At 71.2% G+C, this 26,741-nt stretch carries 23 protein-coding genes and 3 pseudogenes; 16 read left to right on the forward strand and 10 right to left on the reverse strand.

All coding sequences use genetic code 11. The annotated features are described in order from the left end of the window. Positions 1–8: 8 nt before the first annotated feature. The 4 genes and pseudogenes from pucL (at position 9) to ACSHV8_RS50525 (ending at position 5,054) form a co-directional block, all read left to right on the forward strand. Positions 9–860, forward strand: coding sequence for a factor-independent urate hydroxylase (gene pucL, locus ACSHV8_RS50510; protein WP_436537346.1), 852 nt, complete (start codon positions 9–11; stop codon positions 858–860). Beyond that, the gene (locus ACSHV8_RS50515) at positions 857–2,203 is read left to right on the forward strand and encodes an 8-oxoguanine deaminase (RefSeq protein WP_436527659.1); all 1,347 of its coding nucleotides are present in this window, start codon (positions 857–859) and stop codon (positions 2,201–2,203) included. Before pucL ends, ACSHV8_RS50515 begins: the two co-directional genes overlap by 4 nt. A gap of 164 nt (positions 2,204–2,367) precedes the next feature. Further along, a pseudogene (gene aceB / locus ACSHV8_RS50520) lies at positions 2,368–3,906 on the forward strand (malate synthase A); the annotation flags it as partial. An 11-nt stretch (positions 3,907–3,917) separates the two neighbouring features. Further along, complete coding sequence (locus tag ACSHV8_RS50525; RefSeq protein ID WP_436527661.1) at positions 3,918–5,054, forward strand: DUF6986 family protein; 1,137 nt, start codon at positions 3,918–3,920, stop codon at positions 5,052–5,054. Here ACSHV8_RS50525 and ACSHV8_RS50530 read toward each other — a convergent pair whose 3' ends face one another. Beyond that, positions 5,055–5,468 (reverse strand): hypothetical protein, encoded by a 414-nt coding sequence (locus ACSHV8_RS50530; RefSeq protein ID WP_436527663.1) that lies wholly within the window; start codon positions 5,466–5,468, stop codon positions 5,055–5,057. Between the two features lie 87 nt (positions 5,469–5,555). On the opposite strand from ACSHV8_RS50530, the gene ACSHV8_RS50535 reads away from it, so the two are divergent. Beyond that, positions 5,556–5,984: a hypothetical protein gene (locus ACSHV8_RS50535; RefSeq protein WP_436527665.1), complete on the forward strand. Its 429-nt coding sequence runs from the start codon at positions 5,556–5,558 to the stop codon at positions 5,982–5,984. A gap of 10 nt (positions 5,985–5,994) precedes the next feature. On the opposite strand, the gene ACSHV8_RS50540 is transcribed toward ACSHV8_RS50535, so the two are convergent. Next, positions 5,995–6,417 (reverse strand): glutaredoxin domain-containing protein, encoded by a 423-nt coding sequence (locus tag ACSHV8_RS50540; RefSeq protein WP_436527667.1) that lies wholly within the window; start codon positions 6,415–6,417, stop codon positions 5,995–5,997. Between the two features lie 59 nt (positions 6,418–6,476). Between ACSHV8_RS50540 and allB the strand changes: the two genes are divergently transcribed. The 4 genes from allB (at position 6,477) to ACSHV8_RS50560 (ending at position 11,318) form a co-directional block, all read left to right on the forward strand. Beyond that, complete coding sequence (gene allB, locus ACSHV8_RS50545) at positions 6,477–7,787, forward strand: allantoinase AllB (protein WP_436527669.1); 1,311 nt, start codon at positions 6,477–6,479, stop codon at positions 7,785–7,787. After that, entirely contained in the window at positions 7,787–8,773 is a 987-nt protein-coding gene (alc, locus tag ACSHV8_RS50550; protein WP_436527671.1) for an allantoicase, read from the forward strand. The genes allB and alc overlap by 1 nt, the downstream gene beginning before the upstream one ends. Next, positions 8,758–9,909 (forward strand): phosphotransferase family protein, encoded by a 1,152-nt coding sequence (locus tag ACSHV8_RS50555; protein WP_436527673.1) that lies wholly within the window; start codon positions 8,758–8,760, stop codon positions 9,907–9,909. Before alc ends, ACSHV8_RS50555 begins: the two co-directional genes overlap by 16 nt. Before the next feature lie 164 nt (positions 9,910–10,073). Beyond that, positions 10,074–11,318, forward strand: coding sequence for a protein-L-isoaspartate O-methyltransferase family protein (locus ACSHV8_RS50560; protein WP_436527675.1), 1,245 nt, complete (start codon positions 10,074–10,076; stop codon positions 11,316–11,318). A gap of 7 nt (positions 11,319–11,325) precedes the next feature. Here the strand turns inward: ACSHV8_RS50560 and ACSHV8_RS50565 are convergent, their stop codons facing one another. From ACSHV8_RS50565 to ACSHV8_RS50575, 3 genes are all read right to left on the reverse strand, one after another. Further along, positions 11,326–11,973 carry a response regulator gene (locus ACSHV8_RS50565; protein WP_436527677.1) on the reverse strand — a complete coding sequence of 216 codons (648 nt, stop codon included), beginning with the start codon at positions 11,971–11,973 and terminating at the stop codon, positions 11,326–11,328. Continuing rightward, positions 11,958–13,238, reverse strand: a complete 1,281-nt coding sequence (locus tag ACSHV8_RS50570; RefSeq protein WP_436527679.1) for a sensor domain-containing protein — start codon at positions 13,236–13,238, stop codon at positions 11,958–11,960. Before ACSHV8_RS50570 ends, ACSHV8_RS50565 begins: the two co-directional genes overlap by 16 nt. A gap of 76 nt (positions 13,239–13,314) precedes the next feature. Next, a complete protein-coding gene (locus ACSHV8_RS50575; RefSeq protein ID WP_436527680.1) occupies positions 13,315–14,892 on the reverse strand; it encodes a phospholipase D family protein in 1,578 nt (525 codons plus the stop codon). Positions 14,893–15,024: 132 nt separating this feature from the next. Between ACSHV8_RS50575 and ACSHV8_RS50580 the strand changes: the two genes are divergently transcribed. Next, positions 15,025–15,150 carry a hypothetical protein gene (locus tag ACSHV8_RS50580; RefSeq protein WP_436527682.1) on the forward strand — a complete coding sequence of 42 codons (126 nt, stop codon included), beginning with the start codon at positions 15,025–15,027 and terminating at the stop codon, positions 15,148–15,150. A 48-nt stretch (positions 15,151–15,198) separates the two neighbouring features. Here the strand turns inward: ACSHV8_RS50580 and ACSHV8_RS50585 are convergent, their stop codons facing one another. After that, positions 15,199–16,398 (reverse strand): aminopeptidase, encoded by a 1,200-nt coding sequence (locus tag ACSHV8_RS50585; protein ID WP_436527684.1) that lies wholly within the window; start codon positions 16,396–16,398, stop codon positions 15,199–15,201. 70 nt (positions 16,399–16,468) lie between these two features. Here ACSHV8_RS50585 and ACSHV8_RS50590 point away from each other — a divergent pair, with 70 nt between their 5' ends. The 3 genes and pseudogenes from ACSHV8_RS50590 to ACSHV8_RS50600 form a co-directional block, all read left to right on the forward strand. Continuing rightward, the gene (locus tag ACSHV8_RS50590) at positions 16,469–16,705 is read left to right on the forward strand and encodes a helix-turn-helix domain-containing protein (RefSeq protein WP_436527685.1); all 237 of its coding nucleotides are present in this window, start codon (positions 16,469–16,471) and stop codon (positions 16,703–16,705) included. Position 16,706: 1 nt separating this feature from the next. Then, positions 16,707–16,883 (forward strand): annotated as a pseudogene (locus ACSHV8_RS50595) (Clp protease N-terminal domain-containing protein); the annotation flags it as partial. 207 nt (positions 16,884–17,090) lie between these two features. Next, positions 17,091–17,312, forward strand: a pseudogene (locus tag ACSHV8_RS50600) (Clp protease N-terminal domain-containing protein); the annotation flags it as partial. A 200-nt stretch (positions 17,313–17,512) separates the two neighbouring features. Here the strand turns inward: ACSHV8_RS50600 and ACSHV8_RS50605 are convergent. Then, the gene (locus tag ACSHV8_RS50605) at positions 17,513–18,463 is read right to left on the reverse strand and encodes a pirin family protein (RefSeq protein WP_436527687.1); all 951 of its coding nucleotides are present in this window, start codon (positions 18,461–18,463) and stop codon (positions 17,513–17,515) included. A 454-nt stretch (positions 18,464–18,917) separates the two neighbouring features. Between ACSHV8_RS50605 and ACSHV8_RS50610 the strand changes: the two genes are divergently transcribed. Continuing rightward, on the forward strand, positions 18,918–19,568 hold the full coding sequence (locus ACSHV8_RS50610; protein ID WP_436527689.1) for a calcium-binding protein: 651 nt from the start codon (positions 18,918–18,920) through the stop codon (positions 19,566–19,568). A 9-nt stretch (positions 19,569–19,577) separates the two neighbouring features. Here ACSHV8_RS50610 and ACSHV8_RS50615 read toward each other — a convergent pair whose 3' ends face one another. The 3 genes from ACSHV8_RS50615 to ACSHV8_RS50625 form a co-directional block, all read right to left on the reverse strand. Beyond that, the gene (locus ACSHV8_RS50615; protein WP_436527691.1) at positions 19,578–20,018 is read right to left on the reverse strand and encodes a MarR family winged helix-turn-helix transcriptional regulator; all 441 of its coding nucleotides are present in this window, start codon (positions 20,016–20,018) and stop codon (positions 19,578–19,580) included. Positions 20,019–20,274: 256 nt separating this feature from the next. Next, on the reverse strand, positions 20,275–21,045 hold the full coding sequence (locus ACSHV8_RS50620) for a VOC family protein (RefSeq protein ID WP_436527693.1): 771 nt from the start codon (positions 21,043–21,045) through the stop codon (positions 20,275–20,277). Between the two features lie 219 nt (positions 21,046–21,264). Continuing rightward, positions 21,265–23,388 (reverse strand): SpoIIE family protein phosphatase, encoded by a 2,124-nt coding sequence (locus ACSHV8_RS50625; protein WP_436527695.1) that lies wholly within the window; start codon positions 23,386–23,388, stop codon positions 21,265–21,267. Between the two features lie 158 nt (positions 23,389–23,546). Here ACSHV8_RS50625 and ACSHV8_RS50630 point away from each other — a divergent pair, with 158 nt between their 5' ends. Continuing rightward, positions 23,547–24,494, forward strand: coding sequence for a cellulose binding domain-containing protein (locus ACSHV8_RS50630; protein ID WP_436537348.1), 948 nt, complete (start codon positions 23,547–23,549; stop codon positions 24,492–24,494). Between the two features lie 215 nt (positions 24,495–24,709). Beyond that, entirely contained in the window at positions 24,710–26,632 is a 1,923-nt protein-coding gene (locus ACSHV8_RS50635; protein WP_436527697.1) for a mechanosensitive ion channel family protein, read from the forward strand. Positions 26,633–26,741: the final 109 nt, after the last annotated feature.

The raw sequence follows: 26,741 nt of genomic DNA on the forward strand, positions 1-26,741 counted from the left end.
TGGCGATCGTGCTCGGACCGAACCGTTACGGCAAGGCGGAGACCAGGCTGGTCCGCGTCCACCGTGACGGTGACACGCACGGCCTGGTGGACCTCAACGTCGGCGTCGCCCTCTCCGGCGACCTGACGGCGACCCACCTGACCGGCGACAACTCGGGCGTGCTGCCGACCGACACGATGAAGAACACCGTGTACGCGTTCGCCAAGCAGCACGGCGTCGGCGAGCCGGAGGCGTTCGCGCTGCTCCTGGCCCGCCACTTCGTGACGACGCAGGGCCAGGTCGACTCGGCGCGGGTGAGCATCGAGTCGTTCGCGTGGGACCGGCTCGGCCCGCACTCGTTCCAGAAGCGGGGCGATTACACGCGCACCACCACGGTCACCGTGACCGGGGAGGATGTTCAGGTCGTCTCCGGCCTCAGCGGCCTGGTGCTGATGAACACCACGGCGTCGGAGTTCGGCGGTTTCGTGAAGGATCGGTACACCACGCTGCCGGAGACCACCGACCGGATCCTGGCCACGGCGGTCGACGCGAAGTGGCGCCACCTGAGCGACGAGGCGGACTGGGGCAAGTCGTTCCAGGGTGCCGTCGACGCGATGACCGGCGCGTTCGTGAACACGTACAGTCTCTCGCTTCAGCAGACGTTGATGTCGATGGGCACGACGGTGCTGTCGAGCCGCCCGGAGCTGGCCGAGATCCGGCTGACCCTGCCGAACAAGCATCACTACCTGGTCGATCTCTCGGTGTTCGACCTGGAGAATCCGAACGAGGTGTTCATCGCCGGCGACCGGCCGTACGGATTGATCGAAGGCACCGTGACCCGCGACGACGTGCCGCCGGCGACCTCGGAGTGGTACCTGTGATCGTCATCGAGAACGCCACGATCGCGACTGTCGACGCGGCCGGCACGGAATTCACCGACGGTCACGTCGTGGTGGGCGACGACGGCCTGATCAAGGCCGTCGGATCCGGTAGATCGGACCTGCCGGGAAAGCGGATCGACGCGGGTGGCAACCTCGTCACTCCGGGGCTGGTCAACACCCACCACCACCTGTATCAGTGGGCGACCAGGGGCCTCGCCCTCGACGAGACCCTGTTCGGCTGGCTGACCACGCTCTACCCGATCTGGGGCCGCCTCGACGCCGAGGTCGTCGGCGCGGCCGCCGGCGCCGGCCTCGGCTGGCTGGCCCTGTCCGGCTGCACCACGAGCATGGACCACCACTACGTCTTCCCCCGTGACGGCGGCGACGTCCTCGGAGCCGAGATCGAGGCGGCCCGGAAGATCGGCGTCCGGTTCCATCCGACCCGGGGTTCGATGGACCTGAGCCAGAAGGACGGCGGCCTCCCGCCGGACAACGTGGTCGAGGACACCGACGAGGCCCTGGCCGCCACCGAGGCGGCGATCGACCGCTGGCACGACCCGTCAGCGGACGCGATGCTGCAGATCGCGGTCGCCCCCTGTTCGCCGTTCTCGGTCACCACCCGGCTGATGGAGGAGGCCGCGGTGCTGGCCCGGCGCAAGGGCGTCCGCCTGCACACGCACCTCGCCGAGACCGACGACGAGGAGGAGTTCTGCCTCAAGCAGTTCGGCTGCACCCCGGTGGAGTATGCGGAGCGGGTCGGCTGGCTCGGCGACGACGTGTGGCTCGCGCACGGCGTGCACCTGGACGACTCGGCCATCGCCAAGCTGGGCGCGACCGGCACGGGTGTGGCGCACTGCCCGAGTTCGAACGCGCGGCTCGGCGCGGGCATGGCCCGGGTGCGCGAGCTGGTCGACAACGGTGTGCCGGTCGGCCTCGGTGTGGACGGCGCGGCGTCGCAGGAGGTCTCGCACCTGGGTGCGGAGCTGCGGCAGGCGCTCTACACCGCCCGGCAGCGGGGTGGGCCGCGGGCGATGGATGCCCGGGAGGCGCTGCGGCTCGGCACGATCGGCGGCGCGCGCTGCCTGGGCCGGCAGGACCATCTGGGTTCGATCGAGGTCGGCAAGCTCGGTGACCTGGTGATGTGGAAGCTCGACGGGCTCGGCCACGACGGGATCGACGACAAGGTGGCGGCGCTGGTCTTCGGCCCGCCCGCCCGGGTCGAGCTGGCGCTGGTCGGCGGCCGTCCGGTGGTCGAACGGGGCGAACTGGTCAACGCGGACGAGGAGACCCTGACGAGGGAGGCCCGGAAGGCGCACCGGCGTCTGCTGAACGCGGACCGTTGACGGCGGCCCAGGCCGGAAGCGCACCGTCGCGTGCCGAATGCGGAACGTTAGGAATAGATGACGGTCATGTGCCAAGTGTGATCTTCTTGGCTCTCATGGCCGCTGACGTGGGGCGGCACCGCCATTACGCTACGCGGGAGTAACCACACCGAGAGGAGCCGTCAACGATGACTGAGATCCTGTCCGACGAGGCTGTGGCGTTCGTCGCCGACCTGAATCGTCGGTTCCGGCCGCGCCGCAACGAGCTCCTCCGGGCGCGGGCCGCCCGGCGGGCCGAGATCGCCGCCGGGGCCAGCCTCGGCTTCCTGGCCGAGACCGCCGACATCCGCGCCGCCGAGTGGTCGGCCCCGCCGGCCCCGGCCGACCTGCGGGACCGGCGTGTCGAGATCACCGGGCCGACCGAGCGCAAGATGACCATCAACGCCCTGAACTCGGGGGCCAAGGTGTGGCTGGCCGACCTGGAGGACGCCAACACCCCGCACTGGTCCAACGTGGTCGACGGCCAGCAGAACCTCTTCGACGCGATCCGGCGCACGATCAGCCTGGAGACCGAGAAGAAGACGTACGAGCTGAACGGTGGCCCCTACCCGACCATCGTGATGCGCCCGCGCGGCTGGCACCTCGACGAGCGGCACCTGCCGGTCGACGGTGAGCCGGCCGTCGGTGCGCTCGTCGACTTCGGCCTGTACTTCTTCCACAACGCCAAGGAGCTGCTCGAACGCGGCAGCGGGCCGTATTTCTACCTGCCGAAGATGGAGTCCCACAAGGAAGCCGCCCTGTGGAACGACGTTTTCACGTACGCGCAGGAAGCTCTTGATGTTCCGGTCGGCACGATCCGCGCCACCGTGCTGATCGAGACGATCCCGGCCGCGTTCGAGATGGAGGAGATCCTCCACGCGCTGCGCCCGCACATCTCGGGCCTGAACGCCGGCCGCTGGGACTACCTGTTCAGCATCATCAAGTATTTCCGCGACAACCCGCGGATGATCCTGCCGGACCGGGCCGCGGTGACGATGACCGCGCCGTTCATGCGCGCCTACAGCGAGCTGCTGGTCTCGACCTGCCACAAGCGGGGTGCGTTCGCGATGGGCGGCATGGCGGCGTTCATCCCGAGCCGTCGCGACCCGCAGGTCAACGAGGTCGCGCTGGCCAAGGTCAACGAGGACAAGGAACGCGAGGCCGGCGACGGTTTCGACGGTTCCTGGGTGGCCCACCCCGACCTGGTGCCGGTCTGCCAGGCGATCTTCGACCGGGTGCTCGGCGACAAGCCGAACCAGCTCGACCGGCAGCGCCCGGACGTCGCGGTCGACGCCCGTGACCTGCTCGACGTCGCCTCGCTGGACGCCCGGGTGACCGAGGCCGGCCTGCGCAACAACGTCAACGTCGCCCTGCAGTACCTGGAGGCGTGGCTGCGCGGCAACGGGGCGGTGGCGATCCACAACCTGATGGAGGACGCCGCCACCGCGGAGATCTCCCGCTCGCAGATCTGGCAGTGGATCCACAACGGCGTGAAGCTGCCGGACGGCACGCCGATCACCGCCGAGCTGGTCGCCCGGATCGAGGACGAGGAACTCGCCAAGATCAAGGAGACCGCGGGTGAGGGCGGTCGCTTCGACGACGCCCGCAAGCTCTTCGAGCGGGTCGCCCTGGCCGACGACTTCGCCGACTTCCTCACCACCGCCGCCTACGACTCGATCGACTGAGAGAGGGTTCCATGCGCCTGTCCGATCATGATTACTCCGAGATCGACGGGCGCCTGTCCGCTCACGACGCGTTCCTCCGGGCCCGATACCCGGGGGAACGCGCCGGTCGGCAACCCGTGCACACGGTCTACGTCCCGGCCGACAAACTGGACGGGTTCCGCGACTGGGGCACGATCGCGCTGTCCACGATGGATCAGCACGACTTCCCGTGGTCCGATCCGGCGGTCCGCGACAAGCTGGCCCGCGAGCCGATCGAGGACCTGCGTGTCGACTTCGAGGACGGATACGGTGTCCGCGACGACGACCAGGAGGACGCCGCCGTCCGCAAGGCCGCCGCGATCCTGCGCGACGGCCCCCGGCCACCGTTCCTCGGCCTGCGGATCAAGTCGTTCGAGGCGGCGACGCGACACCGGGCGCTGCGCACGCTCGACCTGTTCCTCGACTCCTACCAGGAGATCGTCAACATCACGCTGCCCAAGGTCAGCGGTCCGGTCCAGGTCGAGACGATGGTCACCCTCTGCGAGAAGCTGGAGAGCGCGTACGGCCTCATCGGCGGTTCCCTGACCTTCGAGATCCAGGTCGAGCTGCCCTCGGCGGTGCTCGCGGCCGACGGCACGGCCACCGTCGCGCGGCTGATCACGGCCGCCGGTGGGCGCTGCACGGGTCTGCACTACGGGACGTACGACTACAGTGCCGCCGCGGGTGTGGCCGCCGCCTACCAGTCGATGGAGCACCCGGCGGCCGATTACGCCAAGGCGGTCATGCAGGCGGCCGCGGCCCAGACCGGCGTGCGTCTCTCCGACGGCTCGACCAACGTCCTCCCGGTCGGTGGCCGCGACGACGTCCACGCCGCCTGGCAGCTGCACCACCGCCTGGTCCGGCGTTCCCTGGAACGCGGCTACTACCAGGGCTGGGACCTGCATCCGGCCCAGTTGCCGAGCCGGTACGCGGCGACCTACGCGTTCTTCCGCGACGGCCGGGACACCGCGGTCGACCGGCTGCGCCGATACCTGGACCGGCAGGACAGCGGCATCATGGACGAGCCGGCCACCGCCCGCGCGCTCGCCGGATATCTGCTGCGCGGCCTGGACTGCGGCGCCCTGACCGACGCCGGTTTCCCCCGCGAGCAGCTGACCGCGCTGATCTGATCAGCCGCCGGGCCGAGGGGCGGGCGGCGTGTGGTCGGCGTCGCAGCCCTCCGACCCGCCGACGAAGACCACGCAGCCCCGATCCGGCTTCGTCGAGTCGTGCTGGAAGCGGCCGGCCAGGGAGACGGCGGTCAGGAGACCGGCCGCGACGGTCAGCGAGATCAGGACACCGGACGCCCGCCCGCGCCCCTGGCGTCGGCTGATCACCGCGAGCACGAGCAGGACGACGACCACCAGACCACCGGCGAGCACCGTGGTGGACCGGCCGCCGCCGGTGAGCGCGTCCGGGAGGAGGCTGATCCCGGAGGCCGGACTGACCACGAACAGGACCACCAGGCCCACCGCGGCCAGGACCAGGCCGATCAGGACGGCGGTGAGCACGGTCAGCGGGCTCGTCCGGGAGCGTTCGTTCATAAGGTGACACATTAGCGTTCGTCGAATTGCCGATGACCTCGAACTACGCGCCGCCGGATACGTACAACACCACATAGCCGGGAGGCGATGACGGTGCGACACGAACCGGTACGGACCTGGTATCAGCCATGGAGACAACGATGCTCGTGCGGGTGCGCCTGGTACCCGTGCCCGGACGCGGCGACGATCCCGCCGCCCGCGGTCACCCGCAGCCTGCACCTGGACGACGATCACGACGAGACGCACGACGGCACGGCCGAGCACCTTTGGGAGCGCCCGTCCTGGGAGTGCCGCTCCTGCGGCCGGCCGTGGCCCTGCGAGCCGGCCCGGGTGATCCTGGCCGCCGAGTCGGACCGCATCTCGCTCGCCCTCTACATGTCCGGCCACCTCGAACAGGCCGTCGCTGACCTGCCGAAACGGCCGCCGCACGAGATGTTCGACCGGTTCCTGCGCTGGATCCACGCCCGCCCGTCGACCCGCCGGTCGTCGCGCGAACTGGCCGCGCTGGGCGCGTGACCTCGTACCCCTAAGCGGTTTGCAGTTTTTCCCGGACCCATTGCGGATCGGGATTGACGAATCCCTCGCCGCCGATGACGACCGTCGGCACGGTCTCGTTGCCGTCGGCGAAACTGCGGACGATCGCCGCCGCCTCGGGGTCCTTCCAGATGTCGACCCACTGCAGGCGGTCCGCCTCCGGGCCGAGCCGGGCCCGCAACCTCAGACAATAGGGACAGCCGGGACGCCAGTAGACGATCGGGAGATTCCCGGCGACGGCCTCGGCCGCGAGCACCCCGCGCGGGAAGACCAGCGGGGACGTCACCACGGCCAGGAACAGGAACAATGCCAGCAGGACGGCCGCGCCGACCGTCGAACCCTGGGAGAGTTTGAGGGCGGCGACGAGCACGCCACAGGCCGCACTGAGGAGGGCGAGTCCCCACCGTCGCATCATGCCGGAAGGCTACGCCGCGAAGGGCGTCCCGTGAAACAAACCGCGGTTAGGGTCTGACCATGTTTGATCTTGTGGTGCGATCCCGGAGGGTGATCCTGCCGGAGGGCGAGGTCCCGGCCGCGGTCGCGGTCAAGGACGGGAAGATCAAAGAAATTTTCCCGTACGAGGTGACAGTGCCCGCAAGCACGGACGTCGATCTCGTTGACACCTGGTTGCTACCGGGCCTCGTGGACACTCATGTGCATGTCAACGAACCAGGTCGGACCGCGTGGGAAGGCTTCGCCAGCGCGACGAGAGCGGCAGCCGCCGGTGGCGTCACCACGATCATCGACATGCCGCTCAACAGCCTCCCGCCCACCGTCGACGAGCCCGCCCTGGCCGCCAAGCAGGCGGCCGCCACCGGCCAGTGCCACGTCGACGTCGGCTTCTGGGGCGGCGCGATCCCGGGCAACGCCGCCGACCTGCCCGGGCTGCACGCCGCCGGTGTCTTCGGCTTCAAGGCGTTCCTGGCCGACTCCGGCGTCCCGGAGTTCCCGCCGGTCGACCGCGCCCAGCTCGCCGCCGCGATGGACGCCGCCGACGCACTCTTCGTCGTCCACGCCGAGGACCCGGAGCACCTGCGCGACGCCGAGAGCTCGGCCGCCTACGCCGACTTCCTCTCCTCGCGGCCGGCCGACGCCGAGCACGCCGCCGTCGCCACCGCGATCGAGGTGGCCCGCGCGGCCGGCCGGCGCGTGCACATCCTGCACCTGTCGGCCGCCTCCGCGCTGCCGCTGATCGCCCAGGCCAAGGCCGACGGCGTGCGGGTCACCGCCGAGACCTGCCCGCACTACCTGACGCTGGACGCGGCCGAGATCCCGGACGGCGCGACCGAGTTCAAGTGCTGCCCGCCGATCCGTGACTCGGCCAACGCCGACCGGCTGTGGGCGGCGCTGGCCGAGGGCCTGATCACGTGCGTGGTCAGCGACCACTCGCCGTGCACGCCGGAGCTGAAACGGCAGGACACCGGTGACTTCGCCGCGGCCTGGGGTGGCATCGCCTCAGTGCAGCTCGGCCTGCCGGTGATCTGGACGTCGGCCCGGGCCCGTGGGCATTCGCTCGCCGATGTGGTGAGCTGGATGGCGACCCGGCCGGCCGATCTGGTCGGGCTGGCACACAAGGGCCGGATCGCCGTCGGGGCGGACGCCGACCTGGTGGCGTTCGACCCGGACGCCGAGTTCGTGGTCGACGCGCACGCCCTGCACCACAAGAACCCCGTGACGCCGTACGCGGGAAAGGCCCTTCGGGGTGTTGTGCGCACCACCTGGTTGCGCGGTTCCCGGGTCACGGGCGCGGAACCAGCCGGTCGATTTCTGACGAGGGAGAGCTGATGGAGGACTTCACCGCACTGCCCGACCTCGCGTCGCGGGCTTTCGGCGGCGGCGTCGTGCACGCCAATGACGAGTTCTTCGCGGCCGCCGACCATCTCGTGCTGCCGTCCGCACCCGGGCACGCGCCGAAGACCTTCGACCACAAGGGCCAGGTGTACGACGGCTGGGAGACCCGCCGTCGCCGCACGCCCGGGTTCGACTTCGCGATCGTCCGGCTCGGCGCCCCCGGTGTGATCCACGGCGTCGACATCGACACCGCGTTCTTCACCGGCAACTTCCCGCCGTTCGCGTCGATCGAGGCCACCACTCGGCCCGGGTATCCGGGGCCGGACGAGCTGGCCGGGGCCGAGTGGGTCGAGATCCTCGCCCGCGAGGAACTCAAGGGCGACAGCAGCAACGTGTTCGCGATCAGCGACGGCCGGCGTTACACGCACGTGCGGCTGAACATCTTCCCGGACGGCGGGGTCGCCCGGCTCCGCGTCCACGGCGAGGTCGTGCCCGACCCGGACCTGCTGCCCAAGGTGTTCGACGTCGCCGCGGCGGAGTACGGCGGTCGCGTCGTCGACTGCAGCAACATGTTCTACGGCCGCCCGCAGCGGATGCTGATGCCCGGCCTCGCGCAGAACATGGGCGACGGCTGGGAGACGTCCCGCCGCCGCGACGACGCCAACGACTGGGTGCTGGTGCAGCTCGCCGCCCCGGCCAAACTGCGCTTCGCCGACCTGGACACCAGCCACTTCAAGGGCAACGCGCCCGGCTGGGCCCGGCTGACCGGCATCACCGCCGAGGGCGATCAGGTCGAACTGCTGCCGCGGATCGCCCTGCGCCCCGACACCCCGCACCGGTTCCCGCTGCTCAAGGGTCCGGAGGTGACCCACGCCCGGCTCGACATCTATCCGGACGGCGGGATGGCCCGGCTGCGTCTGCACGGACGCGCCGATCGCGATCACCTATGGGCGAGAATGAGGCAGTGTCTCGAACCGTGACCCTGGTACTCGTCGATCCGGCCGGTGAGCTGCTCGGTGCGCTGCCGCCGTTCCCGGTCGACAGCCCGTGGTGGCAGGACGTGACCGAGGTGGTCGCCCACGCCGGCACCGACGTCACCGTGCTGCGGCTGCTGCACGCGGACCGGGCGGCCCCGCCCGGCGGGCACGTCACCTATCTGGCCGAGACCCGGAAACGGCCGGACGGGCTGACCCCGCTCGGCGCCGACCTGGTGCCGCACGCGCTGCGCGCGCCGTGGGCCGAGCCGGGCGGGCCCGGCGCCACCCTGGCCTGGGCGTCCGGGGCGCTGGACCGGCTCGGCTTCCCCGGCGTGACCGCCCACCAGCGGCGCACCTGGAACCTGTCGGCGATCTGGCGGATGGACGGCCCGGCCGGCCCGATCGCCTGGCTCAAGCAGGTGCCCGGCTTCTTCGACCACGAGGCGACCGTCCTCGGGCTGGTCGCCGGTGTCGCGCCGGACCTGGTGCCGTACGTGATGGCGTCCGGCCGGGCCGGGCGGATGCTGCTCGCGCACGTCCCCGGCGACGACCGGTACGGCGCCGGGCCCGAGCTGTGCGCGACCGTCGCCGAGGCGTTCCACCCGGTCCAGGAGCACTTCGCCGGTCATCTCGACCAACTGGCCGCGATCCCGGACAAGCGTCTCGACGTGGACCGTTTCGTCAACGTGGCCGCGCCCTACCTGGGCGACATCCCCGGCCTGGCCGACCTCATCGACGGGCTGCCGACCCGGCTGGCCGCGGTCGCCGAGTGCGGTCTGCCGGACACCCTGATCCACGGCGACCTGCACCCGGGCAACGTACGCACCCACGGGTCGGGCCGGCCGGTGATCATCGACTGGGGCGACTCGGCGATCGGCCACCCGGCGTTCGACCTGCTGCGGCTCACCGAAGGCCTGGACTCGCCGGAGCCGCTGATCACGGACTGGGCGCGGCGCTGGCGCCGGACCGTTCCCGGCAGCGACCCGGAACGTGCGGTCGACCTGCTGCGGCCGGTCGCTTCGCTGCTGTCGGCGGCCACGTATGCCGGCTTCCTGTCCCGGATCGAGCAGTCCGAGTGGCCCTACCACGCGAACGACGTCCCCGACTGCCTCACCGCCGCCGCCTCCACCAAGCCCTGACCACCTGACTACCGCCCTCACGCACCTCGTGCCGCTCGACGGCCCCGCGGGCGGTCGCTTCGCAGCGCCCGGTCCGGGCCGGCTGGTGCGCACTGCTCATTTTCGGGCGCATCACGACCGTGCGGGCCGGCCAAGACATTCATAAAGGTGCGTACCGTGGTGGCATGGCGGATGCGCGGCGGCACTACCTCGACCTGATCCGGCTTGACGGCGTGCGGATGACGCCGGAGCTGGCCGCGGCCTTCGGGAGCGTGCCGCGGGAACTGTTCGTGCCGGAGGGGTTCCGCCGTCGTGACGGCGGCTGGGTGGCGCCGGGCGACCCGGATTTCCTGCCCACCGTGTACCGCAACGACGTCCTGGTCACCAAGCTGAACGGGGACCGGCCAGTCAGCTCGTCCAGCCAGCCGTCGCTGATGGCGATCATGCTGCGGGAGCTGGATGTCCGGCCCGGGATGCGGGTTCTCGAGATCGGCGCCGGGACCGGCTACAACGCCGCGCTGATGGCCACCCTCGGTGCGACGGTGACCAGTGTGGACGTTCAGGAGGACGTCGCCGACCGGGCGCGTTCGGCGCTGGTCCGGTCCGGCATCGCCGGTGTGCGCGTCGTCGCCGGGGACGGCTATCTCGGCGACCCCGGCGAACAGTACGACCGGGTCATCGTGACCGTCGGCGTCACCGGGCTCTCGCCGCACTGGTTCGAGCAGCTCACCCCGGACGGCCTGGTGGTCGCCCCGGTCGAGCACGCCGGCCACCACCCGGTCCTGGCCGCCCGCCCGGGCAACTCAGCGGCCGGCCCGGGCAATCGGGTGGCCGGTTCGGGTGGCCCGGGCAATCCGGAGGCCGGTTCGGGCGAGTCGGCGACTTCCACCGGACCGTCGACGCCGGTGCCAGGAACGGCGGCGGTGACCGCGCGGGTCGTCTGCTCGGCCGGCTTCATGGCCGCCGCCGGCCCCCTCGGCGTCCGCCATGCCGGGAGTCACCCACCGCCCGCACTCGGCGCCCGGCACACCGGCCACGATCCGGCCGGGGCCGCGGTGCCGGAGCTGGTCGAGACCGCGCCGGCCCGGTGGAAACCGTCGCTGGACCCGGCCGCGTACCGGGACCTCTGGTATGCCGCCGGTGCCTGGCATCGGCGCGCCACCCTCGCCAACCTGTCCGACTTCGAGCAGGCCCGGCTGGCTCTGCTCGACGAGAGCGACACCGGCGGAGCGATGATCCTGCCGGACGGTTCGGTGCTGGCCGGCGGCGACGAGGCGGACCGTTACGCGGAGATCGCCACCTCCGTGATCGACCGCTGGTGGGATCTGGGCCGCCCGCCGATGCGCGCCTGGCAGGTCGGCCTCGCCCTGGGCGGCGACCCGTCGGCTCCGATCTGGGCCCCGCGGACCTGGCAGGTCGTTCCCGGGTGAATCCAGGTCAGGGGCGGGCGCCCAGATAGGTCAGAACCGCCATCACCCGCCGGTTCGTGTCGTCGGTCGGGGGCAGGCCCAGCTTGGCCAGGATGTTGCCGACGTGCTTGCCCACCGCGGTCTCGCTGACGAACAGTGCGCCCGCGATGGACGAGTTCGACCGCCCCTCCGCGATCAGCCCCAGCACCTCGCGTTCCCGGGGTGACAGGCCGGCGAGCGGATCCCGTGGCCGGTGCAGCAGCCGCCGGACGACTTCCGGGTCGACCACGGTGCCGCCGGCCAGCACGGTCCGCAGGGCCGCCATGAAGTCCTCGATGTCGGCCACCCGGTCCTTGAGCAGGTAGCCCACCCCGTCGCCGGTGCCGATCAGGTCGGACGCGTACTCCTCCTGCACGTACTGACTCAGCACCACCACCGGCAACCCGGGCCGCTCCCGGCGCAGGCGCACCGCCGCGCGCAGCCCCTCGTCCCGGAAGTCGGGCGGCATCTTGATGTCGGTGATCACCAGGTCCGGGGTGTGCGTGCCGACCGCCTGGACGAGTTGCTCGGCGTCGCCCACCGCGTCCACCACGGTGAAGCCGAACCGCCCGAGCACCCCGATCAGGCCCTCACGCAGGAGCACACCGTCCTCGGCGAGGATCACCCGCGTGGACACGGCAGCTCCACCCGCAGCAGGGTCGGACCGCCGGCCGGGCTGGCCAGCAGCAACCGCCCGCCGGCGGCCCCGACCCGGTCGGCCAGGCCGGTCAGCCCGCTGCCCATCCGCGGGTCGGCCCCGCCGCGCCCGTTGTCCTCGATCTCCAGTTCGACGCGGGTGCCGTCGCCGGTCACCCGGACCCGGGCCGCGGTGGCGTGGGCATGCTTGGCGATGTTGGTCAGGGCCTCGGCGGCCACGAAATACGCCGTGGTCTCGATGCTTTCCGGTGGCCGGGCGGCGATCGTGGCCTCGACGGTCACCGGGACCGGTGAGCTCGCGGCCAGTTCGCGCAGGGCGGCCGGCAGCCCGAGGTCGGTGAGCACCTGCGGGCGGATGCCGTGGATCAGGTCGCGCAGCACCACCATCAGCTCTTTCGCCTGGGTGTGGGCCATCCCGAGCGGTTCGGCGGCGGGGGAGTCGGCCGGCAGGTCGAGCCGGGCCATGCCCAGGTGCAGGGTGAGGCTGGTGAGCCGGTGCTGAGCGCCGTCGTGCAGGTCCCGTTCGATGCGGCGGCGTTCCGCGTCGAACGCGTCGGCCAGCCGGGCCCGCGACTGGGACACCTCGGTGAGCTGGTCGCGCAGCGGATCGCCGGCGCCGAGCAGCCGCCGCGCGAGCAGGGCGTGCCCGGCCGACAGGGCCCCGGCCAGGTAGGGCCAGACCGGCAGCAGGATCAGGCCGACCAGCATGAGCGGAACGCTGCGCGTGCCGTTGTGCACCTCGTAGTCCCCGAACTGCCAGGTGCCGACGCCGAACGGGCTGGCGACCAGCAGGATCTGGGCGAGCAGCCCGATGAAGAGGGCGAAGAAGACCGGCGGGGCCAGCAGCGCGAGCAGCACCGCGTAGAGCACCGCGCGCCAGGTCGCCTCGTCCCGGTAGAGGGCGGTGAGATCCCCCAGTTTGCGGGTGCCGCGCAGCGGGCGCGGGTCGACCAGGCGCAGGCGGCGGCGTTCCAGGGCGGCGAGCGGCGCGGCGACCAGCGGGGCGCCGACGAACATCATCGCCATCGAGATCACGATCAGAACGACGACGGCCGGGCTGGGCAGGTTGCCGTGGACGATCCGCCGCCCGGCCACCAGCAGCGGCAGCAGCAGGATCCAGAGCCCGAAGGAGAGCGGGGCGGCGATCACGGCGGTGGTGGCCAGGAACGCGGCGGAGCGCCACGGCCAGGCGGTGAGCAGGTATCGGCGGTCGCGCAGGGCCGCCGTCAAGGTTGTGGTGGACACGGATTCACCGTAGGCAGCGGGGGCGTCACGGCCCACCCGGCTGTCCACCGGATCCAGGTATACCCAGGCATACCTTTCACCAGCGGCCGGCCCGGCGATCCCGCCACGGGCGGCCGTCCGGGTCGTAGATCAGCCGGTACGCCGGAGTCGCCCACAACCGCTGGAACCAGGGCAGATGCTTCGTCTCGTGCGGGATCAGCCGGCCCGGTGGGCGTGGGCCCCGGCGGCCGCCGTCATGCCAGTCACGGAGTGCCTCGGCGGCGGCGGTCATCGCCCGTACCATCGCCGTCGGGTTCAAAAGGTCTTGATCGTCGTGGCGATCGAGGTGCTCGCGCATCAACGCCAGCCGCAGCTCGCGGGGGAAACGCCGGGCCTGGTCGCCGAGCCCGGCCGGGTCCTGCGGCGAGCGTTCGTCGACCGTCGTGTCGAGGATCGCGCAGGACAGCTCGCTGTCGTGGGTCCACGATCGACGGTTGAAGTTGTCGCTGCCGACGCTGCACCACACGTCGTCGATCACACAGACCTTGGCGTGGACGTAGATCGGCGTGCCTTCATGGTTCTCCAGGTCGAAGATGTGCACGCGGTCCGGGGCGGCGTGTTTGCACAGCTCGATGGCCTGTTCCCGGCCGACCTGGTTGGGCGGCAGCGCGAACGCGCCGTCGACGTCCGGGTGCCGGGGCACGATCGCGATCAGGTGCAGGTCGGGGTTGGCCCGCAGCGCCGTGGCGAACAGCTGCGCGACCTCCTTGGACCACAGGTACTGATCCTCCAGGTAGATCAGCCGCCGCGCCCGCTTGATCGCCTTGGTGTAGCCGCGGGCCACGGTCTGCTCGCCGAGCGGCGCGAACGAATACTTCGGGCGCATCGCCGGATAGGTCCGCAGCACCTGCACGGTCAGCGGGCCGCACTCGGGCGGGTCCGGCGGCTGCGGCGGCAGGTGATCGGCGTGCAGGTCGGCGTGCTTGAGCTTGTCGGCCACGGTGGAGATCGGGCCGTGCTGGTCCAGCGGCGCCGGATCGCACCAGCGCTCGCGGAACGTCAGGTCGAGCGCGCCGACCACCGGCCCGCGCAGCTCCAGCTGGACGTCGTGCCAGGGCGGGGTCGGACCATAGGCCGCGGCCATCTGCACCGCCTGCGGATCGCCGTGATGATCGGCGTCGTCGCGGCGGCTGTGGCACAGGTCGATGCCGCCGGCGAACGCGACGTCGAGCTCGGGCCGGCCGGGGTGCCGCAGCACGACGAGCTTCTGATGGTGCGAGCCGCCGCGCCGGACCCGCTGGTCGAGCAGCACCTCGCCGCCGGCCTCGCGGATGTGGTCGCCGAGGTTGCGGTTCTCCTCCTCGCTGTACGCGAGTTTGTCCATATGGGACCGCCACAGCAGCCCCTTGACGATCACCCCGCGCCGGGCCGCCGCCGCGAACACGTCGGCGATGGTCGGGCCGCCGTCGACCGCGAGCTCGTCCGGGTCGCCCCGCCAGTCGGTGAAGAACAGATGATCACCGGCTTCGAGCTTCTCCACTTCCGTGGTAAGTCGGGAGAAGTACGTTTTTCCGTGAATAAGTGATTCAGCTGTGTTTCCACCGCACCAGTTGGGTAGATCTGTGTGTGGGTTGCCGCGTTCTGCGGCGGTCAGCAGCCAGTCCTCCGATGGCACAGGCAACCCCTCTGAGGTCGACGACGCCCTCACCGTAAGCCCCTGGACCGCCGCGCGCACTTCCAGGCGATCATCCCCCGATCGCCATCCCCTTCCCCGATCGTGCGTTTCACCCTGCGGAGGAGCACCGTCATGAGCAGCGAGCCGCTGACCACCACTCCCGTGCCGGAAACCACCGAGTCGGCCGAGGCCGGACTCCTCGTCACCATGCTGTTGCTGGTGCTGCTCGGAACCACCGCGATCCTGTTCATGTCCTGACTTTCCGGGCCCCGGACACCCCGCGACGGGTGTCCGGGATCGCCCCTCTTACTCCAGCACCCACTCGTCGTCACGGATGATGTCGACCGTCCCCTTCGGACCGGTGCCGGTCACGGTCATCCCCTCACCGCCGACCACGACATCGGTGTGCACGCCGGACGTGTTCAGCCCGAGCGCGGTCCGCTGCTCCTGACTCATCGCCACCCCGCCCGGGATCGCGAACGGGAAGCTCTGCCCCCAGGCGACGTGACAGGCCGCGTTCTCGTCGAAGAGCGTGTTGTGGAAGACGATCCCGGCCTTGGCGATCCGGCTGTCCCGGTCGACCAGCGAGACCTCACCCAGATAGCGCGCGCCCTCGTCGGTGGCCAGCTGTGCCTCGACGATCTCGGCGCCCTCGTCGGCGGCGACCGAGACGATCCGCCCGCCCTCGAACGTCAGCCGCAGACCGGTGACCAAGTGGCCGGCCAGCACGAGGGGTTTGGTCACCCGCAGCGTGCCCTCCGCCCGGTGACGGTCGGGGCTGGTGAACACCTCCTCGGTCGGAATGTTCGGCATGTAGGCGATGCCGGCGTCGTCGACCATCCCGCCACCGGTCCAGTGGCAGCCCGGGATCAGTCCGACGGTCAGGTCGGAGCCCTCGCCCCGATAGCGGACCTCGGTCAGGTCCAGCGCGTCCAGGGCCGCGCCGCGCTCGGCCAGCGTCGCCGCCCGCTGCTGCCAGGCCGCGACCGGATCGGCCTGGTCGAGCCGCATCGCGGTGCCGACCGCCAGCCACAGCCGCTCCAGGTCGGGCTCGCCGAAGACCTGCGCCGCCCAGCCCGGATTGGGGGCGCCGACCGCCGTCCAGCGCAACTTGCCCATCACCGCGTCACGCCGGACCGACGACTCCTCGACCCGGCGGGCGGACGCCTTCGCCGGGTCGGCGCCGTCGAGCACGTGCGGGTCGGCGTCGCCGACCAGGGTGATCCAGGCCGCGCCCTGCTCGCCCCACTCACGGGTCCGGGCCAGCGCCCACGGCCGGCTGGCGCGCAGCTGCTCCAGGCTCGCGTGGTCGACCTCGGAGCGGCGCATCGGGCCGTCGGACCAGATCGGCTCGACCCAGGCGGCGCCGGCCGCATAGGCGGCCTCGACCACCGCGCGGGCGATCTCCAGATGGGCGGTGTCGGTGTTGAGGACGACTCCCTGCCCGGGCTGCACGTTGACCCCGGCCCGGACGACGACGTCGGCGAAGCGCTCGATCCAATCCATGCGGCCAGCCTAGAACGCCGATCCGTCAACCGGGGTTGACATGTGGATACTGTCAACGTAGGTTGACGTCATGACCGAGGCAACCGACCTCGCGGCTGCCGCCGGCAGCGCCGACCCCCGGGTCGGCCTGCGCGCGGTGGTCGCGCTGCGCCGCCTGCTCGAGGGCCTTGAGCACCTCCAGGTGGCCAACGCCCGCACCAAAGGCTGGTCCTGGCAGGAGATCGCCGACGCGCTCGAGGTGACCCGCCAGGGCGTACACAAGAAACATGCCCGCCTGATGCCGATGACCGACCCGCGGGAGGGTTGAGATGTTCGAGAGATTCACCCAGAGCGCCCGGGCCGTCGTGACCGGCGCCCGGGAGCAGGCCCGTGACCTGGGCCATCCCGTGATCGGCACCGAGCATGTGCTGCTCGCACTGCTCACCACCGAAAGCGGCGCCGCCGTCGTGCTGCGGGACGCCGGCGTCGACCGCGAGTCGGTGAGGGCGGCCATAATCGGACACGTCGGTGACCGCGGCGACGAGGCGGTCGCCGCCGACCGGGACGCCGAGGACGCCGCCGCGCTGAAAGCGATCGGCATCGACCTGGACGCGGTGCGCGCCGCCATCGAGGAGAATTTCGGCGCCGGCGCACTGCACCTGCCGCACCCCGCGCCGAAGCGGCGGGGAATCTTCGGCAAGCTCTACTCCGACGGGCACAGCCCGTTCTCCAAGCGGAACAAGAAAGTGCTGGAACTGTCCCTGCGCGAGGCGCTGCGGCTGAACCACAAATTCATCGCGCCCGAACACATCCTGCTCGGCGTGATCCGCGAGGGAAACGGCCTGGCCATGCGCATTCTCGCCGACCGTGAGGTCGATTTCGACCGCCTCCGCGCCGACCTGACCCGCTCGCTGGAAGCCGGCGCGATCACCTGAGTTCGACCAGGTGGTCCCGGTCCGCGCATTTCTTGCGGTCCGCCGTGCTCCGGCATTTCCCGATTTGCGCGTACGGCGGGAGCCGGCCCCGGGTCCACCGCAACGGCGCGATCCGCCCGGCGCCGCCGAGCGGCCCGGACGGATCGCCGACCTCGCGACCGCCGGGCCGCGGGGGCCGTGCTCCCGACGTACCGAATCAATTAATCGGTGTGGGGAAGTCGGCCCGCCGGAATCGTGCCCAGCCGGCCCTTCTGGAAGTCCTCGAACGCCTGCTTCAGCTCGGCCTGCGTGTTCATCACGAACGGTCCGTAATGCGCCACCGGCTCGCGGATCGGCTGCCCGCCCATGATGAACAGGTCGAGCTCGGTCTTCGCCTCGACCCGGACCGCGTCACCGGCCCCGAACGTGGCCAGCTGACCGAGTCTGATCGGCCGCATGTCGGTGCCGACGAACCCCTCGCCGGAGAGCGCGTAGACCAGCGCGTTGTACGACGGCTGCCACGGCAGGTCGAGCCGCGCGCCCGGCTGCATCGTCACGTGCGCCAGGTTGATCGGCGTGAACGTCGACCCCGGCCCCGCGTGCCCGGCGATCTCACCGGCGATGATGCGGATCAGCGCACCGCCGTCCGGCGTCGTGAGCAGCGCCGACTCCTTGCCGCGGATGTCCTGGTACTTCGGGTCGATCATCTTGGCGACGCGCGGCAGGTTGACCCAGAGCTGCAGGCCGTGGAACAGGCCGCCGCTGGTGACCAGATGCTCCGGCGGCGCCTCGATGTGCAGAATGCCGGAACCGGCGGTCATCCACTGCGTGTCGCTGTTGGCGATCGAGCCGCCGCTGCCCAGCGAATCCTGGTGGTCCATGATCCCGTCGATCATGTAGGTGACCGTTTCGAATCCTCGGTGCGGGTGCCACGGGGTGCCCTTCGGCTCGCCCGGCGCGTAGTCGACCTCACCCATCTGGTCCAGGTGGATGAAGGGATCAAGTTCGGACAGGGGCACGCCGGCGAACGCCCGGCGGACCGGGAAGCCCTCACCCTCGTAGCCACTCGGTGCGGTCGTCAGGCGGCGAACCGGCCGAAAATCCGTCGCGACCGGGTCCAGCTTCGGCAGACGGGGCAGAACAAGGACGTCATCGACGGTGATAGCAGGCATTTCAAGCCCTCCTGACTTCGAGGTCTTCAGAGTAGCTCTTTCAAATCTGAAATACCAGTGGTTCGCTTCAAATCTGAAGAACCAGTGACCCACGTCATCCCGCTGATGCGCGTTGACCGGGCTGCTTCGCCCAGGGCTGTCGCGAAGGAAGTGGCCGACCGCGTCGGCGAAGCTCACGCCATCCCGGCGACGACCGGCGACGACGGCAACGGTCACCGGCAGGGCTTTCGTCAAGGCGGCTCGCGTCGAAGAACGTCGCGAGGGCCCAGCCGGAATCGTCGGTCTGGATGCACGATCTCGCGGATCGACCCGTCCGTCGATCTATCGACCCGCGTCAGAGATCGACGGGCGGGCGGCACGAAAACGGGAGATGCGCCCCAGTCGCCTCTACATAGGATTCCGGCACAGGCAGTGAGCAACACACTGCGATCAGCTGACAACGGGGGAAGTTCTCATGGACGTGCGCAATCGCCGACTGCTGGCCGGAATCGGTCTGCTCGCCACGACGGCGGCCTCGGTCGCCCTGTTCGCCGCGCCGGCGCAGGCCGCCACCTCGGCTCGGGCCGAGTTGATCGGTACGGCTCGGAGCGGCGTCTTCTTCAAGGCCGGCGCGGGTCAGGTGAACTCGCTGGTCATCACCGTCTCCGGCCGCACGGTCACGTTCGACGACAAGGTCGCGATCAAGGCCGGCAAGGGCTGTGTGGCGGTCCGCGGCGACCGGACCAAGGTGCGGTGCGTGACCGCCCGGAAGCCGACCGCGGTCGAGGTCTATCTCGGTGACCGGAGTGACTCGGTGACGAACCGGACCTCGATCCCGATGTATGCCGAGGGTGCTTCCGGCAATGACACCCTGATCGGTGGCGCGGGCGTCGACCGGCTGCTGGGCGGGACCGGCAACGACCGCATCTACGGCAACGGCGGTAACGACGCGCTGGCCGGTGACGAGGGCAACGACGTTCTTTACGGCGGTAACGGCAACGACTGGGTGGACGGCTACGCGGGTAACGACTACGTCCACGGCGGTAACGGCAACGACACCGTGATCGGTGGCCCGGGCCGGGACCGGGTCTACGGTGGCGCCGGTAAGGACAAGGTCACCGCGTGATCCGCGCGGTCACGCCTTCCTGATCTTGGCGAAGGCCTGACCGATCACGGCCAGTTCCTCGTCGTCCAGGTGGTCGATGAAGCTCTCGCGGACGGTTTCGAGGTGGGCCGGGGCGGCCTCGCGCAACGCGGTCAGGCCTTTTTCGGTCAGCACGGCCTCGAAGCCGCGCTTGTCGTCGGGGCAGCTCTCCTTCTCGACCAGGCCACGTTTGATCATGGAGCTGATCTGGTAGGTGACCCGGCTCGGCGAGAAGACCATGCGGCTGGCCAGCTCGCCCATCCGGATGCGCCGCCCGGGTGCTTCGGCGAGCGCGACCAGGACGTGGTAGTCGTTCATGCTCAGCCCGGTGGCGGCGCGCAATTCGTCTTCGAGTTTCGTGTGCAGGGCCCACGAGCTCTCGATGAACGTGCGCCAGTGCTGCAGCTGGGTCCCACTGAGCGGTTCGGCCATGCCCAGAAAGATACTCCTTCAAATCTGAAACTTAAAACCTTCAAGAACCCCTTGCGCGTACGTCGTGAGCACGGTCACGTGATCCGGGCCCGGCTGCGACCGGCGCCGGGGCGGTCGGCGGTGAGGTGCGGATGCGGTTGAGGGGGCGGGCCACCTCCGTACCGTCGCATCGGTGAGAAGGACCCGAAGCGGCCCGGACCTGGCCGCATGCGAAAGGCCGGCCCCGAAGGGCCGGCCTTTCCGCAGATCTCTGTCCTCAGAAGGACCCGAACCGCTCGAAAGCCGGCAGTGATCCCAGTGAAACCGTCAGCTCGACCGGGTGGTGCACCGGCGCGGCGACCGTGAAGCGGGCGCCGAACGGGTCGCGCAGCTCGGCGAATTCGGTCAGGCCGGCCTCGGCCGGCTCGGAGATGAGCGCGCCGCCCATCCGCTCGCAGCGGTCCGCCGTCTCGGCGATGTCCTCGACCTGGAAGGCCGACCGCCACCAGGCGCCCCGGTAGCCCGCGGCCAGGCCGGCGATGGCGTCGTGGGCCTGGTTGAGCCATTCGCCGACGCCGAAGTCGTGACGCAGGAGCCAGCCGAACGCGGAGCCGTAGAACAGGGCCGCGGCGTTCGGGTCGTCGGTGATCAGTTCCGGCCAGGACATGGTGCCCGGCTCGCCGCCCGCCTGCGCCCCCGCGAAGTCGGTCGGCTCCCAGAGGCCCAGCACCGCGCCGGCCGGGTCGGTGATGATGGCGCGACGGCCGCCGTGCGCCTCGGCCGGGTGGGTCAGGCAGGAGCCGCCGGCCAGGGCGACCTGCTCCAGGGTCTCGTCGAGGTCGGGCGTGCTGAGGTGGGTCAGCCACCCGTCGGGCCGATCGGCCTGGCTGCGGGTGAGGCCCGCGACGGCCCGTCCGCCGAGCTTGAAACGATCACCGGCTGACTCCCAGCCGAACAACTCTCCGTAGAACTGAGCCGCTCGCGCAGGGTCCGCGCTCGCCAGCTCCACCCAGTTGGGTGTCAGTGGTGCATAGCCTCTGATCCGCATGTGCCGCTCCAGTATGGACGTCCCCAGTTGCTTGAGCACTCTACGGCACTGATAACGCTTCGTCACCACCACACGGTTCATTGTCCGGTTTAGAGCAGAATTAAACTACCTACAGTAACTGGTCAAGTGAATCAGGTGATCCTCGTCGGCCGATATGCGCAGATGTGAAAGATCGTTCATGTTGGGCGCGCTCCCGGCTCGCATCGAGAGCACGCGTTGTCACTCTCTGTTGAGCAACATCTCGAACCAGACAGTGGAGCCACGGACCGTGGGGTCGGTGCCCCACGAGTCGCTGAGCTCTTCGATCAGACCCAGCCCGCGACCGCGGCTGGCCATCGCGTCGGCCCGGGCCCGGATCACACTGCCGCGGGTGCCGGTGTCGGCCACCGACACCAGCAGCCGCTCCGCGTTCAGGTCGATGTGCACCTGCGCCGGGGTGCCGGCGTGCAGCAGTGCGTTCGTGGTCAGCTCGCTGGTGCAGAGAATGGCCGCGCCGATCACCGGCTCGGGCACCTGCCACTCGCGCAGCCGCGTGCTCATCCACTGCCGGACCCGGCTCGGCCCGGTCGGCTCGGCCGCCACGTGCATGGTCGCCGAGCGACTCATCGCCACCGCGTGCTCGACCGCGAGCACCGCCACGTCGTCGTCGGTGGTGCCCTCGACCGCCGCGGTGGCCAGCGAGCACATGTTCCGCGGATCGCCACTGGCCGAACCGGCCGCGGCGGCGACCAGCGCGTCCAGCCCGGTGTTGAGCGGCTGACCGCGGCGCTCGACGACACCGTCGCTGTACATCAGGATCGTGTCGCCCGGCTCCAGCACCAGCGAACCGGTCTGCCAGCGGCCGCCCAGCCCGAGCGGGGCACCCGGCGGCACCTTCACCAGCTCGGCCGTGGCCGGCTCGCCCCGCAGCCCGGCGCGGCGCAGCACGGGCGGCGGATGACCGGCACTGGCCAGGGTGATCGACCCGTCGGACGGATCGAGCACGCCGTAGACCACGGTCACGAAGATCTCCTCGTTCCGCGACTCGGCCCCCAGCGAACCGACCAGCCGGTCCAGCCCGGCCAGCACGCCCGGCGGGGCCGGATCGGTCAGCGCCAGTGCCCGCAGCGCCGCCCGGACCTGACCCATCACCGCCGCCGCGCGCACGTCGTGCCCGGCCACGTCACCCAGCACCATGGCCAGCCGGCCGTCGGCCAGCCGGAACGCGTCGTAGAAGTCGCCGCCGGCCGCGTTGCCGTCGACGCCGACGTCGTAGCGAGCGGCGATGCGGAACGTGTCCAATTCGGGCAGATGCTCGGGAAGCATGCTGCGCTGCAGCAACTGGGCGGTGCCGTGCTGTGCCTCGAACCGGCGGGCCCGCTCGGCGGCCTGGGCGACCAGCTCGGCGGCGGCCCGCAGCAGGGCCCGCTCGGCCGGGAGCCAGACGTGGGCCCGGCGGAAACCCATGGTCAGGGCGCCGCGCACGGACGGGGTGCGCAGGGGGAGGGCGGCCAGGGACCGCACGCGCCGCTCGTGCCGGTCCTGAGCGACCGCGGCCAGCGGCTCGCCGTCGGCGACGAACGTCGCCCGGCCCGTCTCGGCCGCCGCCACCAGGGGCGCGGCCGGATCCGGACCGACCCGCCGCCAGACCGGGGGCAGGCGCTCATCCGCCTCGTCGAGCATCTCGCCGCGGATCCGGCGGACGAACCGGTAGGAACTGCTGTCGTCCACCGCGAGCACACAATGATCAAGATCAAAAGAGGCCATCGCGTACGTCAGGACGACGCGCGTGACATCGTCGATGGTCAGCGCCCCGGCCAGCCGCGCGGTCAGCTCACCCAGGCTCTGCAGCCGGTGCACGACCTGGGTCGTCTCGGCGGCCACGGTCAGCACCCCGGCGATCGCGCCCCGCGAGTCGCGCACCACCGAGAGCCCGCGCGTGTAGAACGCCGGCTCGGCACCGCCCGGTCGCAGCGTCACCTGGCTCTCCGGCTCCAGCACCGGCTGGCCGGTGCGGAACACGCGCCCGATCACGTCGCTCATCCCGGGCTGATCCCAGGCCTCGCCGAACGCCTCGACGGCCGGGCGGCCGAGCGCGGCCGGATGCCGGCCACCCAGCACCTCGGCGTAGGCGTCGTTGTAGAGGACCACGCACTCGGGGCCGGCCAGGACCATCATCGGCACCGGCGACTCCAGCAGGAGATCGACGGTCGCGCGCACGGCGGAATCCCAGCGATCGATGGACCCCAGTGACGTCCGCGACCAGTCGAGGGCCTGCACCATGGCGGCGCAGCCCTTCGCGCCCGCGGACTGCACAGGCAGCGTGGAGACCGCTGGCGGGCGTGCACCTCCCGAGCCGACCATGCGGAAAGCCTATCCCGAGTGGGCCGTTTGTACGATGCCGCACCGGCCGACCGTCCGATTCTTGACGGTGTGCGAGGTACCGCCCCCGCACTGCGTCACGGTATGTGATCATCGGTAGCCACCTGCGTATTTCTTGATCATTTATAGTCGCGGCCGTGATGCGCGAGAACAGCGAGCCGCTTCCGATCCGGGTGCCCGGGCAGGGCTCGGAAACGCCGGTCGAGGATGTGCTCGCGGAGCGGCGGTACGTGGAACTCGACGGGTGGTCGCAGTCCGCGGAGACGATCACGATGTCCGCGGTTCCGCCGGTGCCGGCCGCGCCACCGGCCGACCCCTATCCGGCGGCACCGCAGCGACGGCTGGTGGTCGCGCACTCGGAGATTTTGCCCGAGACGCCGTCATCCGCTTCACCAGAAGATTCAGACCTTTCGCGTACGGCGGCAGCCCGCCCCGCACGTCGCCGCGTCGCGCTCCTGGCCGGCGCCGGACTGGCCGTCATCCTGGTCGGCGGCGGCGCGTTCGCCCTGGCCGGCGGCACCGACAAGACGCCCGTGACCACCACCGCGGCCGCCGCCACCGGCCCCGTGGCCACAGCGCCCGAGCAGCACCCGGTGCAGAACGCCAAGCCGGTCGCGATCGCCACCACCGAGGTCTCCGTCTCGCCGACGCCGAGCCCGTCGGCCAGCTCGTCGGCCTCGCCCTCGGCGACCGTGCTGCCGCTGCTGACCATCGGGCACGGGCCGCGGACCGTCACACCCCACCCGGGCGGCGGCCGGACGACACCGGGCAGGACCTCGACGCCGGAACCGGAGCTGTCCGCTGTCTATCACTACGACGACACCCAGTTCAGCGGGTCGGTGCAGGTGGTCAACAGCGGGGACGGCGCGGCCCAGGACTGGACCGTGACCCTGAACGTGCCCGGCGGGGAGACGGTCTCGGTCAGCTCGGGGGCGGTGTCGGTGTCGCAGTCCGGGTCGTCGGTGACCTTCCGGCCCAGCGGGGGACCGGTGCCCCCCGGTGGGTCCGTGAGCTTCGGGTTCTCGCTGGCCACGGCGCCTTCCAGCGCGCCCGGAGGGTGTGCCGTCAACGGGGCCGCCTGCTCCTGATCGCCCGGGTGACCCCTTTCGGTCGCCGCCGGTCATCCGTTGTCGTGGGCCACCCTCTCGGCCGCGGCCGATCCTCCTCGGCCGGTGTCCGTTTGCCGCCGCGCCGGGATCTTCGTTCGTCGCCCGCCTTTCGTCGCCGCGATGTCTTGTCGGAGGCGGGTGGTACACCCGAGTCCTAAGGTTCGTGGGAGGGCGACGAGACCGGAGGGTGGCCGATGACCGGCGACGGACTGAACCGTGGGCTCAGCGACATGTGGCGATCCCTGGTGCTGAATGTGCCAGTCGCACTGGCGTTCCTCGCGGTGCTCCTGATCGGCTGGCTGCTGGCCCGCCTGGTCCGCACCATCACCGCGAAGGCGTTGCGGCGCGTCGGCCTGGACCGGGCCGTCGAGCGGGGCACGGCCGGCCGCCTGCTGCGCGGCACCGATCCGATCGCGCTCCTGGCCCGGCTGGCGTTCTGGGCGGTGATGCTCATCGCCCTGCAGCTGGCCTTCGGCCTCTGGGGTCCGAACCAGGTGAGCGCCCTGCTCAACGCCCTCATCGCCTGGCTCCCTCAGGCCTTCATCGCGATCGTGATCGTGGTGGTCGCCGTGGCCGTGGCCGGCGCCGCCCACGACCTGGTCGGCAACGCCCTGGGTGACCTCGGCTACGCCCGGCTGATCGCCAAGGTCGTCGCCGCCGTGATCGTGACCCTGGGCGTGATCGCCGGGCTGGATCAGGTCGGCATCGCCACCACCGTCACCCGTCCGCTTCTGATCACAGTCCTGGTCACCGTCGCCGGCGTGATCATCGTGGGCGTCGGCGGCGGCCTGATCCGCCCGATGCAGCAGCGCTGGGAGGGTTGGCTGGACCGCGCCGCGGTGGAGTCCGCGGTGATCCGCGAACAGGCCCGGGCGTACTCGGAGGAGCGCACCCGCCAGGCCGCCGCACGCGCCGAGGAGGAACGCCGCGCGGAAGAGGCCCGGCAGGCCCGCCTCGCCGAGGAAGCCCGCCAGGCCCGGCTCGCCGAGGAGGAACGGCAGGCCCGCCTCGCCGAAGAGCAGCGCCAGGCCCGGCTCGCCGAAGAACGCCGGGCCGAGGAAGCGCGCAAGGCCGAGGAGGAGCGCAAGGCCGCCGAAGCCCTCCAGGCCGAGGAACGCCGGGCCGCTGAGGCTCGCAAGGCCGAGGAACGCCGGGCGGCCGAGGCTCGCAAGGCCGAAGAACGCAAAGTCGCCGAGGCCCGACGGCTGGAAGAGGAACGCCGGGCCGAAGAAGCGCGGCGGGTGGAAGAGGAGCGCCGGTCCGAGGAGGCGCGGCGGGCCGAGATCGAACGTGCCGCCCGGGTCGCCGAGGAACGCCGGGTCGCCGAGGAGCGGCGGGTGGCCGCCGAGCGGTGGGCCGCCTCGCACCATCGGGCGACCGGACCTGCGGATCCCGGGGACGACGAGACCCAGGTGATCGCTGCGCCCGAGGATGACGCCCTGCACTTCATCCCCGGCTTCGGGCGGGACGGGTTCGGCGTGGGCCCGGACGACGAACCGACCGATCCGGGGCCGCGGTCGGCTCTCGGTTCGGCCCCGGCTTCGGCCCCGGGTTCCTCGTCGGGGGAGACCACGGTGTTGACGCCGGGGGTTCGGCCGGAGGGAGCCGGTCGTTCCGCGGAGGCTGCGGCCGACGACTCTCCGACGGACGAGTCGGTGATCATCCACGACGCGACCGAGTTGAGCGGGCCCGGTCGTGGTGGGCGGTCGTTGATCCGGGGCGGCTCGTCGGACTACGACACGACCGTGTTCGACGAGCCGACCGATTCCGCGAAGCCGGACACCGCAGGCGGCGAGGCCGCCGACACCGGTCCTGAAGAGCGCGGAGGCGCGGCCGCGGCGCCGGACGGGGGCGGGGAGGCCCGGCGGGGTGACGACGTTCCGGCCGAGGGCGCGGAGGTTCGGCGGGGTGACGGCGAGGAAGTGACGACGGTGATCACGCAGGGGTCGGGGGAGGAGACGACGACGGTCATCCCGTCGCCGGGCTCGGACCGGACGCTGGTGATCGACGGCAGCAAGGACGGGGATCGGACGCAGGTGGTTCCGCTTCCGGCCGCCGAACGGACGAAGCCGGCGTCCGCGTCTCAGGACGACGATCCGACCAGCCCGGGTCGCTGAACAAGCGGAGGGCCGGCACCGCGAAGCGATGCCGGCCCTGGAGATCGGCTGGACGGTGACTCGAAGGCTCAGCCGCGGATGGTCGGCGGCCGGGCTCGCTGAACGGTCT

Source organism: Actinoplanes sp. HUAS TT8, from assembly GCF_051380535.1.
Classification (GTDB): Bacteria; Actinomycetota; Actinomycetes; order Mycobacteriales; family Micromonosporaceae; genus Actinoplanes.